This window comes from Vreelandella sulfidaeris, assembly GCF_042429665.1.
Lineage (GTDB): Bacteria > Pseudomonadota > Gammaproteobacteria > Pseudomonadales > Halomonadaceae > Vreelandella.
On the sequence record NZ_JBHMAC010000002.1, the window covers coordinates 34,851 to 50,772 of the forward strand.

The window sequence follows — 15,922 nt, forward strand, 5'->3', positions numbered from 1 at the left end:
TTGTGGCAGAAGGAGAACGCTATGTTTCGTGTCACCCGCTATATCAAGACCCTGCTAGAACCTGGCCCCCTCCCGGCAGCGCGCAAGCCTCCCGGCCCGGTGGTGATCTGGAACCTTATCCGTCGCTGTAACCTGACCTGTAAACATTGTTACACCGTCTCGGCAGATATCGATTTCAAGGGCGAGCTGACCACCTTGGAGGCGCATGCGGTACTCAACGACCTACACAATTTTCATGTGCCGGCGTTGATCCTCTCCGGCGGTGAGCCGCTGATGCGCCCGGATATCTTCGAGCTTTCACGCCGCGCCACCGAGCTTGGCATCTATACCGGGCTTTCCACTAACGGCACGCTGATCACCGAGGCAAATATCGATGAGATCGCCGACGTTGGCTATCACTACGTGGGTATCAGCATCGACGGGTTGGAAACCACCCACGATACCATTCGCCAGCGCAAGGGAGCCTTTCGCGAATCCATGCACGCGGTGAAGCTATGCAAGGAAAAAGGGATCAAGGTAGGGCTGCGCTTTACCTTGACCCGAGAAAACTACGCGCAGTTCGGCGATATCCTGGCGCTGATCGAGGAGCACGATATCGACAAGTTCTACCTCTCGCATCTCAATTACGGCGGTCGCGGTAGACGCCACAGCAAGCAGGATGCCTGGTATCAGATGACCCGCGATGCCATGTATCGATTGTTTGAGCATTGTCATGGCGAACTCAAGCGTGGGGTGGAGCGAGAATACGTGACTGGCAACAACGACGCCGACGGTCCCTTTTTACTGCAGTGGGCCGAGCAGCATTATCCTGAACAAGCCGATGCGTTGCGTCAGCGCCTGGTGAACTGGGGCGGTAATGCCTCAGGAGAACATATCGCCAATATCGACAACCTGGGTAACGTGCACCCCGATACATTCTGGTGGGATCACGACCTGGGTAACGTTCGTCAACAGCCCTTTTCGAGCATATGGCGAGACACCCAAGATTCATTGATGGCGGGGTTTCGTCAGCGGCCACGTCCGGTGAAAGGGCGCTGCCGCGACTGTCGATATCTGGCTATCTGCAATGGTAATACCCGCGTGCGGGCCTGGAAGGTCAGCGGCGATCCCTGGGAAGAAGATCCCGGCTGCTACCTGACCAATCAGGAAATAGGGGTGGCTGATAGGGCGTTACGGCGCATCGACGCGCCCTTTGCATCCAGCATTGATGCCATCGAACTCTAGCGGAGGCAGTGCCATGACATCCCATCGTGTTGCTTATGACCTTAACGAGGCACTACTGGCGCCCGGCGAGGTGGCCATCATCGGGGCTGGCCCCGGCGACCCCGGCTTGCTGTCGCTTCGTGCGCTGGCGCTGATCGAACAAGCCGACTGTCTAGTGTTTGATCGGCTGGTGTCCAAGGAGGTTCTGGCGCTGGCAAATTCCGGTGTGCGGCGTTTCTATGTCGGCAAGGCCGCCAACTGCCATGCCATGACGCAGGAGCAGACCAACGCCTTGTTGGTGCGCCTGGCCGGTGAAGGTAAGCGTGTAGTGCGACTGAAAGGGGGAGACCCGTATATTTTTGGGCGTGGCGGCGAGGAGGCGGAAATACTGATCGATAATGGCATACCGTTTCGTGTCGTACCGGGCATTACCTCGGCGCAAGGGTGCGCCGCCTACGGCGGATTTCCACTGACGCATCGCGACCATGCCCAGAGTGTTACCTTCGTGACCGGTCATTGCAAGGGCGACGGTGAACTTGCCTTGAACTGGCAGGCCCTGGCGGCGGCGCATCAAACCGTGGTGTTCTACATGGGACTGGCCAATGCCGCGCTGATCAGCGAAAAGCTACAGGAGTACGGTTTGGGCGCCGACCATCCAGTCGCCCTGGTGGAGCGGGGCACAACACCTGAACAACGCCAGGTTATCACCTGCCTGGGCGAGCTGGTCAGCACGATAGACGAGCAGGACCTGCGGCCGCCGACGCTGATCGTGGTCGGCAATGTCGTGCGTCTGGTCGATGTGCTTGCCCAGCCAATCCCCGAAGAGACGGTTTTTGCCAGCGGCGAAACACTCGAACTAGCCTGGGAGCGCATCGTCCTGTGAAAGCGCATCGTCCTGTGAAGCTTATTACTCTTGTCGTCCGATTGGCGCTTTTTTTGCCAGCTTTCTCCGTTCTGGCGGATGACGCGGATACAGGCGCGCTTTATCAAGCCCAGTGCGCCGCGTGTCACGGTGAGTCTCGCCTGGGCGGTCTTGGCCCGGCGCTGTTACCAGGCAATCTCTCGCGGTTGTCGCAAGAGGCCGCGGCGGATGTTATCCGCGACGGGCGCTTGGCCAGCCAGATGCAGGGGTTTGGCGAGACACTTTCCGATAACGAGATTACCTCACTGGTGGAGTGGATCTATCGTGCGCCGGCGTCTGCACCCAGCTGGAATGAGGCGGATATCCGCGAAAGCCAGGTCGTGCCTTACCCCGACGGTAGCCTGCCGGATCAGCCTCTGTTCGAAGCTGACCCGCTTAATCTGTTCATTGTGGTAGAAACCGGCGATCACCATGCCAGTTTGCTCGATGGCGACAGCTTTGAGCGAATCCATCGATTTGAAACCCGCTATGCACTGCATGGCGGCCCCAAGTATACCCCCGACGGGCGTTACGTCTTCTTTGGCTCGCGCGATGGCTGGATCACCAAGTACGACCTTTACAACCTCAAGGTCGTCGCCGAAGTCCGTGCTGGCATCAATATGCGCAATATCGCTGTCTCGGCCGATGGTCGCTATGTCATGGCCGCCAACTACCTTCCGCATAGTTTGGTGCTGTTCGATGCCCATGACCTGGATCTGATGCATGTTTATCCGGTGGCCGACGAGGCGGGTAACGGCTCACGGGTCAGTGCCGTCTACGCCGCGCCGCCGCGAGGCAGTTTCATCGCCGCGCTGAAGGATATCGAAGAAGTATGGGAAATTCCCTGGCCACTGCCTACCGAGCCCGTGGTGTCCACTGGTCACATGAGCACACCATTGACGCCCCAGCGTTCCCATGACACGCCCAATTTCGGCGTCCGGCGCATTGCGGTACCGGATTACCTGGACGATTTCTTCTTTGATCTCGATTACCGCCATGTCATTGGTGCCTCAAGGGGCGGGCAGGGCGGAATGGTGGTCGACCTGGACAGCGGCGAAAAAGTGGCCGACTTGCCGCTGGCCGGGATGCCGCACCTCGGCTCCGGTATCACCTGGGAGTACGAGGGGCGCCGGGTAATGGCCATTCCGCACCTCTCTAAGGCGGAGGTGTCGATTATTGACATGAATGACTGGTCGGTAATCAAGACCCTTGAGACCGACGGCCCAGGATTCTTCATGCGTAGCCATGCCGAGTCGCCCTATGCCTGGGTGGATGTGTTCTTCGGCCCTCACCGCGACCGGGTGCATGTCATCGACAAGGCAAGCCTGGAAATCGTCGCGACCTTGACGCCGGAGCCTGGCAAGACCGCTGCGCATGTGGAGTTCGACCGCTACGGCAAGAAGGTACTGTTAAGCCTGTGGGAAGAGGATGGCGCGGTGATCGTCTACGACGGCGATACCCTTGAGGAGCTCCAGCGTATCCCCATGAGCAAGCCGTCGGGCAAGTACAACGTCTGGAACAAGACGCACTACGAAGAAGGCACTAGTCATTGAGGCGATGATGTGACGCTGAGGACAACGAGGTTGCTTTGACTCGTTGCCCAGTCATCTATTGTTAGCGTTTTTTTAAAGGATAGCGTCTTTTCAAAACTTGACCTGCGACAAGGCCAGTGGGGTTATTCTCTTGCTAACATAAAGTTGTAATTTAAATACATCTTAAAAGAGGCGCCTTTGGCTGCCAAGCCTCAGGCCAATCAAGACTAGCAAGGGAGTACGGCTTATGGCTGATGGTCTGACTAAATCGGCGGCCCGCAATATCTTCTACGGCGGCTCGCTGTTCTTCTTCCTGCTATTTGCCGCGCTAACGGCTCATAGCCACTGGTACATGCTCAATGTGTCCACCGACAGCGAAGGTCTCACTGATTCCGTGAAACACGGTAAAGAAGTATGGGAAAGGAACATGTGTATCAACTGCCATAGCATCATGGGAGAAGGCGCTTACTTTGCTCCTGAATTGGGCAATGTGTGGGAACGCTATGGAGGCCACGATAATCCTGATGCCGCTCGAGCCGGTATCAACGCCTGGATTCGGGCCCAACCATTGGGGATAGAAGGGCGCCGGCAAATGCCCTCGTATGATTTTAGCGAAGAAGACATGAACTCGTTAATTGACTTCCTCGAATGGACCGATGGCATCAACGCTCAGGATTGGCCCCCGCATCCAGCTGGTTGAAACATCCGCCAGGGGATGAATCAAGGAGAACCGTGTAATGAAATATGCAACACAGAAGGTCGCTTTACCCTTTTTCATGGTAGCCATGGCGTTATTCGCGCTACAAATCGTCTTCGGACTACTGGCGGCCACCGTCTATGTCATGCCGAATTTTATAACCGAGGTGATGCCCTTCCATATCATGCGCGTCAGCCATACCAATCTGTTGATTGTGTGGTTATTGATCGGTTTTATGGGCTGTACCTACTATTTGATGCCTGAAGAGGCCGAGCGGGAAATTCATAGCCCCATGTTGGCTTATATACAACTGGCGATCTTTGCCTTCGCTGGGGTCGCTGCCCTGGTTGGCTATCAGTTCGGTATTCACGAAGGGCGCGAGTTTCTGGAACAGCCGTTCTGGGTGAAAATACTCATTACTATTTCTTTCCTCATCTTTCTGTTCAATACCAGCATGACGTTACACAAGGGCCGCAAGACCGCCATTAATCTGGTGCTGATGCTGGGGCTTTGGCTGGCGGCGGTGTTCTGGTTATTCGCTTTCTACAATCCGAGCAACCTCGCGATAGATAAACTCTACTGGTGGTGGGTGGTGCACCTCTGGGTTGAAGGTGTATGGGAGTTGATCATGGCTTCCTTGCTGGGTTACCTGTTGATCAAGATGACCGGTGTGGACCGCGAGGTGATCGAGAAATGGCTCTATATCATTGTCGGATTGGCACTATTCTCCGGCTTGCTGGGAACCGGGCACCACTATTACTGGATTGGCGCGCCTGGCTACTGGCAGCCTATCGGCAGTATCTTCTCGACGCTTGAGGTAGCACCGTTCTTCGCCATGGTGATTTTCGCCTACACCATGTTCTGGAAAGGCAGCCGTAACCATCCCAATAAAGCGGCCATGCTCTGGGCCCTGGGCTGTCCTACCATTGCGTTTTTCGGCGCGGGTGTCTGGGGCTTTATGCATACACTCTCGTTCGTGAATTACTACAGTCACGGCACCCAGGTGACTGCTGCACATGGTCACCTGGCCTTCTATGGGGCGTATGTAATGTTGATTCTGGGGGTCGTTACCTACGCCATGCCACAGATCCGCCGTGTGCAACCTTACAATCAAATAATGAATATGTGGGGCTTTTGGATCGTGACCAGTGCCATGTGTTTCATGACATTTACCCTGACGTTTGCCGGCGTAGTGCAGACTCATCTGCAGCGCGTCAATGGCATGAACTATATGGAAGTACAGGATCAGTTAGGCCTGTTCTACATCATGCGTCTTGGCGCTGGTGTGGCCGTCGCCGTGGGGGCAATCATGCTGCTCTACTCATTCTTTGGGCCCGCTCGTAAGCAAGTGCCATCAGGCGGCACACAGATTACATCCGGGGTGGGCTCGGCCTAAACGAAACGGCCCTTCGGGGCCGTTTTGCTTCTTTTATTACTTTCCGGCCATGGAGGGTTCCCATGCCTCTGTCTTCTGTCGCTAACCGTGCCGATCAACGTGAGATACCTTTCTACGAAAGTGTGGGTAACGAATGCGCCATGTTCGAGCACGCCTTTCAACAACGTTTGCCGCTGTTGCTCAAGGGCCCCACGGGGTGTGGTAAGACGCGCTTTGTCAGCCACATGGCTGCCAAACTAGGGCGTCCGCTATACACGATTGCTTGTCACGATGATCTAACCTCAGCCGACCTTACCGGCCGCTACTTGTTGCAGGGTGGTGAAACCCGTTGGGTGGATGGCCCACTTACCCGAGCAGTACGCGAAGGAGGAATATGCTATCTCGATGAAGTGGTAGAAGCGCGCAAAGACGTTACCGTGGTGCTGCATCCGCTCACCGATGATCGTCGCTTGCTGCCATTGGAACGTACTGGTGAATTGCTCGAAGCGCCCGATGATTTCATGCTGGTAGTATCCTATAACCCCGGTTATCAGCATATTCTCAAATCGCTTAAACCCAGCACCCGCCAGCGTTTTCTGGCCATGTCGTTTGATTTTCCACCACCCAAGGTGGAGCGCGACATCGTCGCCCGGGAAAGCGGCCTGCCCGGCGAACAGTGCGCCGCGCTGGTCAATCTTGCCGCCAGCTTGCGGGCCATGAAGGGACAGGATCTAGAAGAGGGGGTTTCCACGCGCCTGCTGGTTTACTGCGCCACCCTTATTGCCGCGGGGATGCCTGTGCTTGAAGCCGCCCGCGCTACCCTGGTAGAGCCATTAAGCGATGATGCAGATGTTCAGGAAGGGCTGATGGAAGCCATTAAAGCGACCTTTGGTTGAGGGTGTCGTATGCTTGATTTTCTAGAAGTCGAAGAGTTTGTTGGCCGTCATTGGCATCGCTGGGCTTCCGGTGCGGCAAGCTATCCCGACCACCCTGAGGCGGCGGTGCGCCTCGAAACGCTGCGGCCCATGCTGGGGGTTTTCTTTCGCGCTAGTGGCGGCGAAGCGGGCATCGAGGTAGCTGCTATCGCAGGGCGCTCTTCGTTGCACCGCTTGTCTCTACGTCAACGGCTTGGGCTTGATGAAGAAGTGCTCGACCAGGCCCGGCGTGATGAAGAAAGCCTGCTGTTACCGCCGCGCATCGCGCTGTTCGCCGAGGCTTCCTTGAACCGGGATCTTTACCTCTGGTTGGTGGCGTATTTAGCAGGTGCCCGGCGAATCCCTGGCGCGCAAGATCCGCTGCAAAATGACCTGCTTCGATTACGCGAAGCCCGACGGGGGGTACAGGCAGCACTCGCTCTTTTTCCCGGGCTTGAGTCGCGTTATACCCGGCTATGTCAGCAATTACTGGCCATTCGCCCACAGCGCAAGCGGCTACCTCCGTTGGAAGCGGCACTAGAGGTGGCGCTATGTGCGTTGCTTGGTGACCCGGTGCCGAAGGATGGGTGGGCCAGCGACATGTATCGTGCCATTGTCGATAATGCAGTGGCTCTGGACGACTTTCATGCCCCGAGAGGGTATCGTCCGCCGCTGCCGGTGCCGCTATGGGGACAGGCGGTCACCTTGGGCACTAACCTGGAGGCCCGCAACGAACAAGACGATGATGAGGCGCCGGTCGCGGCTAACAATACCCCAGAAGATGATCATGGAAAACGCAAGGCTGACCGCCGTGAGCAGGATCAGGCCGACCGTGACGACTCCTTGATGCTCAATGCCTCTGAAAAGATGCTCTCCTGGGCCGAGATGGTCAATCTCAACCGCCATATAGAGGATGATGACGATGACGAGGCCAAACTGGCTGCCGATCAGATTGATGAAATCGTGCTTAGCGCCAACCGCAAGAAAGCCTCTTCAAAGTTAAAGCTAGACCTTGATCTGGTGCCGGAGGAGGTAAGTGGGGGGCGGCTGCGAGGCCGTCATACCTACCCTGAATGGAATCATCGCAAGCAGGCCTATCTGCCGGATCACTGTGTCGTACTCAGCGATATACAGAGCGAGGAAGGCGAGAGCTGGCAGCCTGATGAAATGACCCGGCGGCGTATTCGCCGTGTCCGGCGCGAGTTTGAAGCACTCAGGCCGCGTCGGGAAACACTGCGTGGCCAGCTGGATGGCAGCGAGCTGGATATGGACGCGGTGATTCGCTCACGCTGCGATCTGGCCGCTACCGGTGAAGCCAGCGATCGTCTTTATCAGGCAAGCCGCACCCAGGCGAGGGACTTGGCGGTCTCGATTCTGGTGGATGTCTCGCTTTCCACCGAGGCGTGGCTGGAAGACCGGCGCGTGCTGGATGTAGCCAAGGAGGCGCTGCTGGTGCTGGGGCACGGCCTGGCGGGCTGTGGCGATGATTATGCGATTCACAGCTTTACCTCGCATCGCCGTCAGCGTGTTTGGGTCAACACCCTTAAAAGCTTCGATGAGCCTATGGGCGAGCGTGTGTCACGGCGTATCGCCGCGCTCAAACCAGGCCACTATACCCGCATGGGGCCGGCTATTCGGCACCTTTCCAAAGAGCTTGCCAAACGACCCAACCGGCACCGGTTATTACTGCTGTTGACCGACGGCAAGCCTAACGATACCGACTATTATGAAGGGCGTTATGGTATTGAGGATACGCGTAAAGCGGTACTTGAAGCGCGACAGGAAGAAGTGCGTGTATTCGGTGTAACGATTGATCGGGAGGCGGGGCGCTATATTCCTCATCTGTTTGGGCGCGGTGGTTATGCCATTGTGCAGCGACCAGAACATCTCTCCTTGGCGCTGCCGGGTATCTACCGTCAGATTATTGCTTCCTAAGGGGGTTCTTCATGTCTCGCTGGCGCTTCGTAGTGGCAGTTACCCTGTGGTCCCTGGTTGCGTTAGGCATCATTGTACCGCTGGTATGGCTGATCAATAATCGCGATTGGGGGGTGGCGTTGATGTTGCTGGTCCCCTTTATCGTTTACGGCTTGATGCGTCTAGGTCGACGGCTGGAGCAGTGGGCAAATACTCCTCCTCGGCCTTCAACTACGTCAGGTTCTGGCTCCACCCGGCGCTGAAAAGCCAGCTGCGTTAACCCACCAAATGAAAGCGCCCGACCAGGTAGCCCGCCGCAATCAACGTCAGTGTTAACAGCGTCAAAGCGATGAAAACCCCTTTCCAGGCAGCAGTGGCCGCGCGCAAGTTTAGGTAGACCATTAATACGCGGTGGGCTTTAAAGCCTGTTGCCATCAGTACCAGAGCTGCTGACCAAAGGGGCAGCGCCTGCCAGTTGGACTGATCTAGTCGAGCTGACACCATGGAAAGCACGGTCAGCGCCATTAACAGGCCCCAGGTCATCAGCAAGCGTCGTGTGCCGGGTAGTGCCGTCATTGTTACCTCGGTTTTATCTAAGCAGGTAAATCAGCGGGTAGAGTAAAATCCATATCAAGTCCACCATATGCCAGAAGGCGGCTGCCGTTTCTATGTTGTCAGTCGAAGCGCGCCAGCTTACCAAGCCCAACAGCATCAAGCCGAACACGACATGAGCAAAATGAAAGGCGGTTAACCCGTAGTAAAAACCAAAAAAGACGTTGGTTTCCGGGGTTATCCCGGCAGCAAACTTGTCGGCGTACTCAACACTTTTGATAATGCAAAAGGTCAGGCCTAGCAGCATGGCGCCCCCTAGCCACTGTCTGCTGCGTCGACGACGCTTAGCGCTTATCGCCTCCACGGCAAAGGCAACGCAAAGCCCGCTGGTTAATAGCACCAGTGTGTTGATGCCCCCCAGCACTGGATCAAGCTGTTGTTGTGAGGCATTGAATAGAGCGGGATCAAGGGCGCGCTGAGCCGCGTAAAGCGCAAAAAAAGCGGTGAAAACCAGCATTTCGCTGAGAATCAGCACCCACATCAACGGGTTGCCAGGTAATGCCGATAAGGGCCCCCAGCCGGGGTTAGGCAGGTCGCGGCTCATTCAACCTCCACACGTAAGGTGCGCATTAATATTGACTAATATAATAAGTTGTATATTAAATGAATGTTAATAGTCGCGCAATATTTGGTCTTATTTGATGTATATCAGCATCCTCTTACAAGGCAACGCTTAGCATCCTTTATCTAGTGTTTGCCGACGATGCCTTACCTCGGAGTATTTGTTATGTCATTACTGCCTTCATCTTTATCGCTCTCCTCTTTTTCATCTCCTCCTGTTACTGCTAGTCATTTGATTCGTTTCCTTGACCCGAAGGTTCCTTTTACCCTCAAGCGTCGGCTTGTCGAGCCTTTACTCAACCGTACGTTTGCCAAACCGCTTTCCGAGGGTGACTTCGACGCGGTAGAGGGGCGGCGTATCAGCCTTGCCATTGCTGATTTGGGGGTGACACTAAGCCTGACCCTTGAGGCTCAGCGCTTGATCTTGTGCCGTGAAAAGGGGGAGGCCACTATTCGCGGAGGCTGGCGTGAGTTTTTATGTTTGGCCGCGCGCCAGGAAGACCCTGATAGCCTGTTTTTCCAACGGCGTTTAATAATAGAAGGGGACACCGAGCTGGGATTGACACTCAAGAATCTACTCGACGGTTGTGAGGAAGGACTTGTTCAGGGGCGTTTAGGGCAGCTGGTGTTAGGCCTTGAGCGCTTGGCTCGCCAGTAATGGCATGATCTTGATGCTCGGCTCCATGCGTTTTAACAAGCGACCCCGGCACCGGTGCCGGGGTCGCTGCCATCACGCTGCGCTGAGGGGGCGAGAGGGGCCGAAGTGTTCGAAGTGTCGGCGATCTTCATCAACGCCCAGTTCAGACAAGGCACTATTGATCGCGGTCATGAACCCTTGAGGCCCAACAAAATAGCAACGTGCCTTAAGATCTGGCAGATAGTGCGCCAATAAGTGGCGGTCGATACGACCAATATGTTCGGCGTCGATTCCGCGCTCATGAATGAACACTGGCTGAAAGCGCTGCGGGTATTCGGCTTTCAAATCAGCTAATTCTTGTTGAAAGGCTTGGTGCTCGGCATCGAGAGAAGCGTGTAGGTAGACCACCTGCCGTCCAAGCGCCAAGGCATGGCGTGCCATGGGGAGTAGAGGCGTTTGACCCACGCCGCCACTGGCAAGCAGCAGCGGCTCGTTGCCATCGATCAGGGTTAGATCACCTGCCGGTGGTAAAAGCTCAAGAGTATCGCCGGGCTGCAATACATCGTGAAAGTGACGGCTGACGCGTCCCTTGTCTTCGCGTTTGATCGAGATTCGGTAGTGTCGGCCATTCGGGGTATCTGAAAGGCTGTAATGCCGATAGACAGGTTCGCCGTTAATGGTTAAACGTACACCAATATACTGACCTGGCTCATGGTCAGCGACGGGCCCACCATCCTCGGGTTCGAGTATAAACGAGCGAATCAAGGCGCTTTCCTGTTGGGTGCTGGCGATCTTGAAACGGCGTGTGCCCCGCCAGCCGCCCGGCCGCTGTTCGAACTCTCGATAACGCTGATCTTCAAGGTCGATCAGAAGGGCAGCAAGCTCGTTATATAAAGCGCCCCAGGCATCGGCGATGTCAGGCGTCACTGCATCTCCCAAAATTTCACCAATCGCCGCCATCAAACATTCACCAACGATAGGGTATTGCTCGGGAACAATGCCTAACGAGATGTGTTTGCTGACGACTATATCCAGCGTGGCACGCGCTTGAGCAGGATTATTGCGTAATTGGACGTACGCCAGGACAGCATTGGCCAAGGCACGAGGCTGGCCGCCGCTTTGTTGATGGACCTCATTAAAGAGCGGCTTGACCTCTGGGTAGCGAGTGAACATCAGCGGATAGAATCGCTGAGTGATTGCATTCAAGTGTTCGGCAACGACAGGCGCCGTGGCGTTGATCAGTTTTTCCTGCTCATTTGTTAACACGATGTATACCTCTAGCCTTAAGATTCATTACAAATACATCTTAAAGCCGGGAGGCTGAAAATGCCAATAACAAAGCAGAATTTATTACCGCAGATTTTTTGCTAAATAAACACCAGTAGGCAGCCATGGGTACGGCGCTTTTCTTCAGGCCGAGCCAAGCAGACAATCACTGTTGAAAAGTAGCGCAAACAGGCGCTTGCTCTTCGGGAGCGAGCTTGACCACTTCGGTTATATCGTCGCTGATATTATTGAAGGCAAGTCGCCACTGGTGATCGATATCGATAGGGTCACAGCTTCCTTCGCTTCCCTCACCGAAATTGGAATCGATCCAGTAGTGCACATCGTAGAGCTTGCCTTCTTCAAATACATCCGAAAAATGAAATGAGAAAGAGGGTTCTTCGGTCCCTGAAATGGTGCCTGACTGCTTTGTCACTACGTCGTTGGCATGGATGTCGACGATAGCGACATGAATGCTGTTACCTTGATGTGGAATCAAGAAGGTGCCGTCACCCTCGAAGGTGAGATCATGACTGTTATTGGCTTGCGCCTGAGTGACGGCAAAGCATAAAGGAAGCAGCCAAGCTGCGTTTGCTGAGCGAGCCATTAAAGACGAAATAGACATAGTTACCTCATCATTTGACATTAAATTCAATTATTTAGCCAAGCGTTTTTTTACAGCATTGCGCTTCAATTGCAGCCTGTCGGCGGTGGCTTTCTGCAAAAAAGCGCCTTCACCCATAAGCGGCTAGCATACCCAAGGCTTAAAGATGCATTATTGATACTTGTCATGGTTTTTGTCATTGGTCTGACGCACAATGGCTCTCAAGCAAATCAGTGGGGTATTACGCTATGTCGACTGTCACCTCTTCCCAACCCACCTCCCAACCCAAGCAACTGCCGTTGTTACGTCTGGCTTTTCGGCCTTTTTTTTTACTGGCCGCTTTGTTTAGCGTCATATCGCTGCTGGTATGGTTGGCCTTTTGGCATGGCAATATTCTGTTACGTCCGTATGGCGGTTTGGTGTTTTGGCATCAGCATGAAATGCTGTTTGGCTTTGCTGCGGCGATTGTCGGGGGATTTTTACTAACGGCTGTACGCAACTGGACCGGTTTGCCGAGTTTAAATGGCGGGCCTTTACTGGGGCTGGTGGCGTTATGGATAGTGGCTCGATTGGTGATGGCATTCCCCATGAATTTGCCAGGATGGCTGCTGCTGGTGGTTGACCTTGCGTTTCTGCCGGTGGTCGCCATTGTGATGGGCTACCTGGTGATCGCCGCAAAGCGCTGGCGAAACCTGATTTTTATTCCCGTGTTGTTGCTGTTTGCTACCGCTAACCTGGCCATGCACTTAGGCGTCATGAAAGGTAACGCTGAGTTGATTCGCCAAGCGGCGTACCTCGCTGTCCTGTTAATTACCTTAATGATGACGGTGGTGGGTGGTCGGGTGATCGCCATGTTTACCGCTAATCGTTTGGGGCGCCCAAAACCAGCCCCTCTTCCTTTACTTGAAGGGGTCACATTGGTTAGCTCGGTTGGCGTTGTGCTGCTGCAGTTGACCATCATGGTGGGAGGACATGTTCCTGCTTCATTACTAGGTGGAGTGATGCTGTTGGCGGCGCTCGCCAATATCGTTCGCATGGCGCGTTGGGGCGGTCTGCACAGCTGGCGTGAACCATTATTATGGGGCCTGCACGGCAGCTATGCCTGCATTCCACTAGGACTCATCATGTGGGCTTTATCGCTGACGGGTCTGATGCGTACAGAACTTGCCGTGCATGCCCTCACGATAGGAGGAATAGGTACCATGATGCTGGCGATGATGGCGAGGGTGTCGTTAGGCCATACAGGCCGTCCCATCCGTACGTTGCCGGGGGTAGGTGTCGCTTTGGGGCTGATGCTATTGGCGGCATTGGGTCGCTCGCCGGTCTTGGCGATGTTTCCCCAGATCACTCATTGGACCTACACCCTGAGTATTATCTTCTGGTGTGTGGCCTACGCAATATTTCTGGCGCACTACACATGGCCGTTGATGCAGGCAAGAATCGATGGGCAGGATGGTTAAGAAGATAAGCACATTACGCCTGCTGAGGCAGGCGTAGAAACGTCATCAAGAAGGTTGGATCAAGCAGGTTGGATCAAGAAGGTCAGTTCTAATCAACGGTCAGCCAGTGTGACCCGGGCGCCGCCAAAGGCAAGGCTTCGCGGGTTGGCGATTGGTCGGTTGTTGGTGAGGTGGGTGATACCGATCCCGCAACGACCCACCATCCAGATCAGGCAGGCGGTAAAATAGAGATAACCCAGTGCCCAGGGGACATGGGCCGGCAACCCGATCCACCCGAGTAGTTGCCAAGCGGCCATAAACAATATCCCGCCTATTAGCCCTAACCAGAACGTGCGAATCTGAAACTGCAGATGGGAAGCAACCCATTCATCCGCATTATGTTTTTTCAGATGGGCTATGAGCGCTCCTATGGGAGCGGTCACGACCGCTAATACGCTACCCAGAAATAGCATATACACAATGATCGCTACGCCACGCCCGCGGCTATTCTTGAGGGAAGTAGCGGCGTCCGTGGTTATGGGCACATCGGATTGAGCATGGGAGGAAAGGGAAGGGGGAGTAGTAGCCATAGATAACCTCATTGAGCAAAGCGAAGATTATTAACAGTGGAACTAAGGTGCATTTATAATGCATTAATTAACATGACGCTAAGTGTGGCTTTTCTAGCTGAAATGCATCGGCTTGTGGCTAATAACTGTTAGGTATTGACGGCGGGTATACGCATTAATCCCGCCAGTTGCGGGTAACGATTGCTCAATACATCTGCCAAGGTATAACGGTCAAGTACTGACAGGAACGCTGTCAGTGCTTCGCCCAAGATGGATTGGAGCTGACACGAGGGGGTGATAATGCAGGCATTATCGCTATGAAAGCACTCGACTAATTCCATCCCATGTTCCATTTCGCGCACCAGCTTGCCCAGCACGATTGTCGCTGGATCGCGGGTGAGCAATAAACCACCATTCTTGCCTCGGATAGCCGTCACGTAGTTCTTCTGACTAAGCTCTTGAACGACTTTCATCAAATGGTTGCGAGAGATATCAAAGGTCTCCGCGATCTCATTGATGGTGGAGCGCTCTTCTCCTTTTACGGCAAGAAAGATCAATACACGTATTGAATAATCGGTGAATCGAGTCAGATGCATGGAGGGCGCTGTGCTCCGCTAGTAGTCAAACCATTAAACAAATATGTTGTATGAATATTCAGTCAGTTGCAATCACAACATGGGTGCATAATGTTGACCTGGATCCATAAGGTGAGCATTAGTGGCGCAGTTCAAGTCGGCAAAAATACGGTGCCAAGCGTTTGACCAGCGCATTCAACTGAGTGAGCGAAGGTGAGTCATTAACAGGTTCGGTATAGCGTGGATCAAGACATTGCTCGCTGCGAGCTAGCTGTAACGCATAGTGGCGTACTCCGCAGTCGGCAAGCGTGAGTGCCAGACGTTCCACGTCGCCAAACTGAAAGTCTTTCCAGTGCAGGGTGGTGCGGCACTCGAAGCTGATACCGCTTTCAATCAAAGCCCCCAAGCTGCGTGCATGCCGTTGCCACATACCCGGCTGGTTGCAGATACGGTCAAATGCGTCGCCGCGACCTTTGACATCCAACCCCACCCAGTCAAGGTGCATCAAGAGCTGCGCCAAGCGGTCAGGATAGACGCCGGCGGTATGCAGCCCTACCTTGAATCCCATGGCTTTTACTTGCTTGACCGCCTCAAGCAAACCGCTATTCAGGGTTGGTTCTCCACCGCTGAACACCACGGCTTCAAGCAGTCCCTGGCGAGAGGTTAAGAAATCAAGCACCGCCTGCCACTCTTGAGGCTCGCCTCGTCGCGGTGAGATCATGGCGGGATTGTGGCAATAGCCGCACCGTAGCGGGCAGCCTTGCAGAAAGACCACGCACGCCAGGTGATCGGGATAATCCAGCGTCGTCATGGGAACAAGACCGGCGATCGGCAGCCTGACTGAGGCAGGCTGGGCGCTGGTATCGTCAAGTGTCGTGATAAGAGCCATTGTGATAACCCCACTCTGGGTGCCTGTTGAAGGCACCCAGCCGTCGTGTATGAAAGAACAGGGTGTGGGTTACCGAGAAGCGGCACCTTCCGTGAAGTGGCGGCGTTCCTGATGTTCGGCATGCTTGCCGATATTGAATTGGCTCACCGGCCGGTGGTAGCCCATGACACGGGTCCATACTTCGCAACGTTGGCGTTGTTCAGTAGGCAAGTTGGCGTATCGAGTGGTTTGCATTGG

General features: G+C 54.8%; 18 protein-coding genes. 10 read left to right on the forward strand and 8 right to left on the reverse strand.

The window, feature by feature from the left end; all coding sequences use genetic code 11:
- The first annotated feature begins 21 nt into the window (after positions 1-21).
- The 8 genes from nirJ (at position 22) to ACFFLD_RS00220 (ending at position 8,799) form a co-directional block, all read left to right on the forward strand.
- A complete protein-coding gene (gene nirJ, locus ACFFLD_RS00185) occupies positions 22-1,224 on the forward strand; it encodes a heme d1 biosynthesis radical SAM protein NirJ (protein ID WP_386043678.1) in 1,203 nt (400 codons plus the stop codon).
- Positions 1,225-1,237: 13 nt separating this feature from the next.
- On the forward strand, positions 1,238-2,086 hold the full coding sequence (gene cobA / locus ACFFLD_RS00190) for a uroporphyrinogen-III C-methyltransferase (RefSeq protein WP_386043680.1): 849 nt from the start codon (positions 1,238-1,240) through the stop codon (positions 2,084-2,086).
- A gap of 53 nt (positions 2,087-2,139) precedes the next feature.
- Positions 2,140-3,657 carry a cytochrome D1 domain-containing protein gene (locus ACFFLD_RS00195; RefSeq protein WP_386043682.1) on the forward strand — a complete coding sequence of 506 codons (1,518 nt, stop codon included), beginning with the start codon at positions 2,140-2,142 and terminating at the stop codon, positions 3,655-3,657.
- Positions 3,658-3,883: 226 nt separating this feature from the next.
- The gene (locus tag ACFFLD_RS00200; protein WP_386043684.1) at positions 3,884-4,336 is read left to right on the forward strand and encodes a c-type cytochrome; all 453 of its coding nucleotides are present in this window, start codon (positions 3,884-3,886) and stop codon (positions 4,334-4,336) included.
- Between the two features lie 37 nt (positions 4,337-4,373).
- Positions 4,374-5,729, forward strand: coding sequence for a cbb3-type cytochrome c oxidase subunit I (locus ACFFLD_RS00205; RefSeq protein WP_386043686.1), 1,356 nt, complete (start codon positions 4,374-4,376; stop codon positions 5,727-5,729).
- 62 nt (positions 5,730-5,791) lie between these two features.
- Positions 5,792-6,604 carry a CbbQ/NirQ/NorQ/GpvN family protein gene (locus ACFFLD_RS00210; RefSeq protein WP_386043688.1) on the forward strand — a complete coding sequence of 271 codons (813 nt, stop codon included), beginning with the start codon at positions 5,792-5,794 and terminating at the stop codon, positions 6,602-6,604.
- 9 nt (positions 6,605-6,613) lie between these two features.
- The gene (locus ACFFLD_RS00215) at positions 6,614-8,557 is read left to right on the forward strand and encodes a nitric oxide reductase activation protein NorD (protein WP_386043690.1); all 1,944 of its coding nucleotides are present in this window, start codon (positions 6,614-6,616) and stop codon (positions 8,555-8,557) included.
- A gap of 11 nt (positions 8,558-8,568) precedes the next feature.
- Positions 8,569-8,799: a hypothetical protein gene (locus ACFFLD_RS00220; RefSeq protein WP_386043692.1), complete on the forward strand. Its 231-nt coding sequence runs from the start codon at positions 8,569-8,571 to the stop codon at positions 8,797-8,799.
- A 13-nt stretch (positions 8,800-8,812) separates the two neighbouring features.
- Here ACFFLD_RS00220 and ACFFLD_RS00225 read toward each other — a convergent pair whose 3' ends face one another.
- Both ACFFLD_RS00225 and ACFFLD_RS00230 read right to left on the reverse strand, forming a co-directional pair.
- Positions 8,813-9,112 (reverse strand): cytochrome C oxidase subunit IV family protein, encoded by a 300-nt coding sequence (locus ACFFLD_RS00225; RefSeq protein WP_386043694.1) that lies wholly within the window; start codon positions 9,110-9,112, stop codon positions 8,813-8,815.
- Positions 9,113-9,125: 13 nt separating this feature from the next.
- Positions 9,126-9,692 (reverse strand): cytochrome c oxidase subunit 3 family protein, encoded by a 567-nt coding sequence (locus ACFFLD_RS00230; RefSeq protein WP_386043696.1) that lies wholly within the window; start codon positions 9,690-9,692, stop codon positions 9,126-9,128.
- Between the two features lie 183 nt (positions 9,693-9,875).
- On the opposite strand from ACFFLD_RS00230, the gene ubiT reads away from it, so the two are divergent.
- Positions 9,876-10,367 carry a ubiquinone anaerobic biosynthesis accessory factor UbiT gene (ubiT, locus tag ACFFLD_RS00235; RefSeq protein WP_386043698.1) on the forward strand — a complete coding sequence of 164 codons (492 nt, stop codon included), beginning with the start codon at positions 9,876-9,878 and terminating at the stop codon, positions 10,365-10,367.
- 72 nt (positions 10,368-10,439) lie between these two features.
- Here ubiT and hmpA read toward each other — a convergent pair whose 3' ends face one another.
- Together hmpA and ACFFLD_RS00245 are read right to left on the reverse strand one after the other, a co-directional pair.
- A complete protein-coding gene (gene hmpA, locus ACFFLD_RS00240; protein WP_386043700.1) occupies positions 10,440-11,612 on the reverse strand; it encodes an NO-inducible flavohemoprotein in 1,173 nt (390 codons plus the stop codon).
- Between the two features lie 166 nt (positions 11,613-11,778).
- Complete coding sequence (locus ACFFLD_RS00245; protein WP_386043702.1) at positions 11,779-12,234, reverse strand: hypothetical protein; 456 nt, start codon at positions 12,232-12,234, stop codon at positions 11,779-11,781.
- Positions 12,235-12,461: 227 nt separating this feature from the next.
- Between ACFFLD_RS00245 and ACFFLD_RS00250 the strand changes: the two genes are divergently transcribed.
- Positions 12,462-13,673 (forward strand): NnrS family protein, encoded by a 1,212-nt coding sequence (locus ACFFLD_RS00250; RefSeq protein WP_386043704.1) that lies wholly within the window; start codon positions 12,462-12,464, stop codon positions 13,671-13,673.
- A gap of 92 nt (positions 13,674-13,765) precedes the next feature.
- Here the strand turns inward: ACFFLD_RS00250 and ACFFLD_RS00255 are convergent, their stop codons facing one another.
- The 4 genes from ACFFLD_RS00255 to nrdD all read right to left on the reverse strand — a co-directional run bounded on the left by ACFFLD_RS00255 (position 13,766) and on the right by nrdD (position 15,919).
- Positions 13,766-14,242, reverse strand: coding sequence for a DUF4870 family protein (locus ACFFLD_RS00255; protein WP_386043706.1), 477 nt, complete (start codon positions 14,240-14,242; stop codon positions 13,766-13,768).
- A 128-nt stretch (positions 14,243-14,370) separates the two neighbouring features.
- The gene (locus tag ACFFLD_RS00260) at positions 14,371-14,817 is read right to left on the reverse strand and encodes an Rrf2 family transcriptional regulator (RefSeq protein WP_386043708.1); all 447 of its coding nucleotides are present in this window, start codon (positions 14,815-14,817) and stop codon (positions 14,371-14,373) included.
- A gap of 118 nt (positions 14,818-14,935) precedes the next feature.
- Positions 14,936-15,685, reverse strand: coding sequence for an anaerobic ribonucleoside-triphosphate reductase activating protein (locus ACFFLD_RS00265; RefSeq protein WP_386043710.1), 750 nt, complete (start codon positions 15,683-15,685; stop codon positions 14,936-14,938).
- 69 nt (positions 15,686-15,754) lie between these two features.
- Positions 15,755-15,919, reverse strand: coding sequence for an anaerobic ribonucleoside-triphosphate reductase (gene nrdD / locus ACFFLD_RS00270; protein WP_386043712.1), 165 nt, complete (start codon positions 15,917-15,919; stop codon positions 15,755-15,757).
- Positions 15,920-15,922: the final 3 nt, after the last annotated feature.

Coding starts and splice junctions, on each gene's coding strand:
- nirJ (WP_386043678.1), top strand. CDS start 22: ATGTTTCGTGTCACCCGCTATATCAAGACCCTGCTAGAACCTGGCCCC.
- ACFFLD_RS00205 (WP_386043686.1), top strand. CDS start 4,374: ATGAAATATGCAACACAGAAGGTCGCTTTACCCTTTTTCATGGTAGCC.
- ACFFLD_RS00230 (WP_386043696.1), bottom strand. CDS start 9,692: ATGAGCCGCGACCTGCCTAACCCCGGCTGGGGGCCCTTATCGGCATTA.
- ACFFLD_RS00220 (WP_386043692.1), top strand. CDS start 8,569: ATGTCTCGCTGGCGCTTCGTAGTGGCAGTTACCCTGTGGTCCCTGGTT.
- ACFFLD_RS00255 (WP_386043706.1), bottom strand. CDS start 14,242: ATGGCTACTACTCCCCCTTCCCTTTCCTCCCATGCTCAATCCGATGTG.
- ACFFLD_RS00265 (WP_386043710.1), bottom strand. CDS start 15,685: ATGGCTCTTATCACGACACTTGACGATACCAGCGCCCAGCCTGCCTCA.
- ACFFLD_RS00200 (WP_386043684.1), top strand. CDS start 3,884: ATGGCTGATGGTCTGACTAAATCGGCGGCCCGCAATATCTTCTACGGC.
- ACFFLD_RS00215 (WP_386043690.1), top strand. CDS start 6,614: ATGCTTGATTTTCTAGAAGTCGAAGAGTTTGTTGGCCGTCATTGGCAT.
- ACFFLD_RS00260 (WP_386043708.1), bottom strand. CDS start 14,817: ATGCATCTGACTCGATTCACCGATTATTCAATACGTGTATTGATCTTT.
- ACFFLD_RS00225 (WP_386043694.1), bottom strand. CDS start 9,112: ATGACGGCACTACCCGGCACACGACGCTTGCTGATGACCTGGGGCCTG.
- nrdD (WP_386043712.1), bottom strand. CDS start 15,919: ATGCAAACCACTCGATACGCCAACTTGCCTACTGAACAACGCCAACGT.
- ACFFLD_RS00245 (WP_386043702.1), bottom strand. CDS start 12,234: ATGTCTATTTCGTCTTTAATGGCTCGCTCAGCAAACGCAGCTTGGCTG.
- cobA (WP_386043680.1), top strand. CDS start 1,238: ATGACATCCCATCGTGTTGCTTATGACCTTAACGAGGCACTACTGGCG.
- ACFFLD_RS00250 (WP_386043704.1), top strand. CDS start 12,462: ATGTCGACTGTCACCTCTTCCCAACCCACCTCCCAACCCAAGCAACTG.
- ubiT (WP_386043698.1), top strand. CDS start 9,876: ATGTCATTACTGCCTTCATCTTTATCGCTCTCCTCTTTTTCATCTCCT.
- ACFFLD_RS00210 (WP_386043688.1), top strand. CDS start 5,792: ATGCCTCTGTCTTCTGTCGCTAACCGTGCCGATCAACGTGAGATACCT.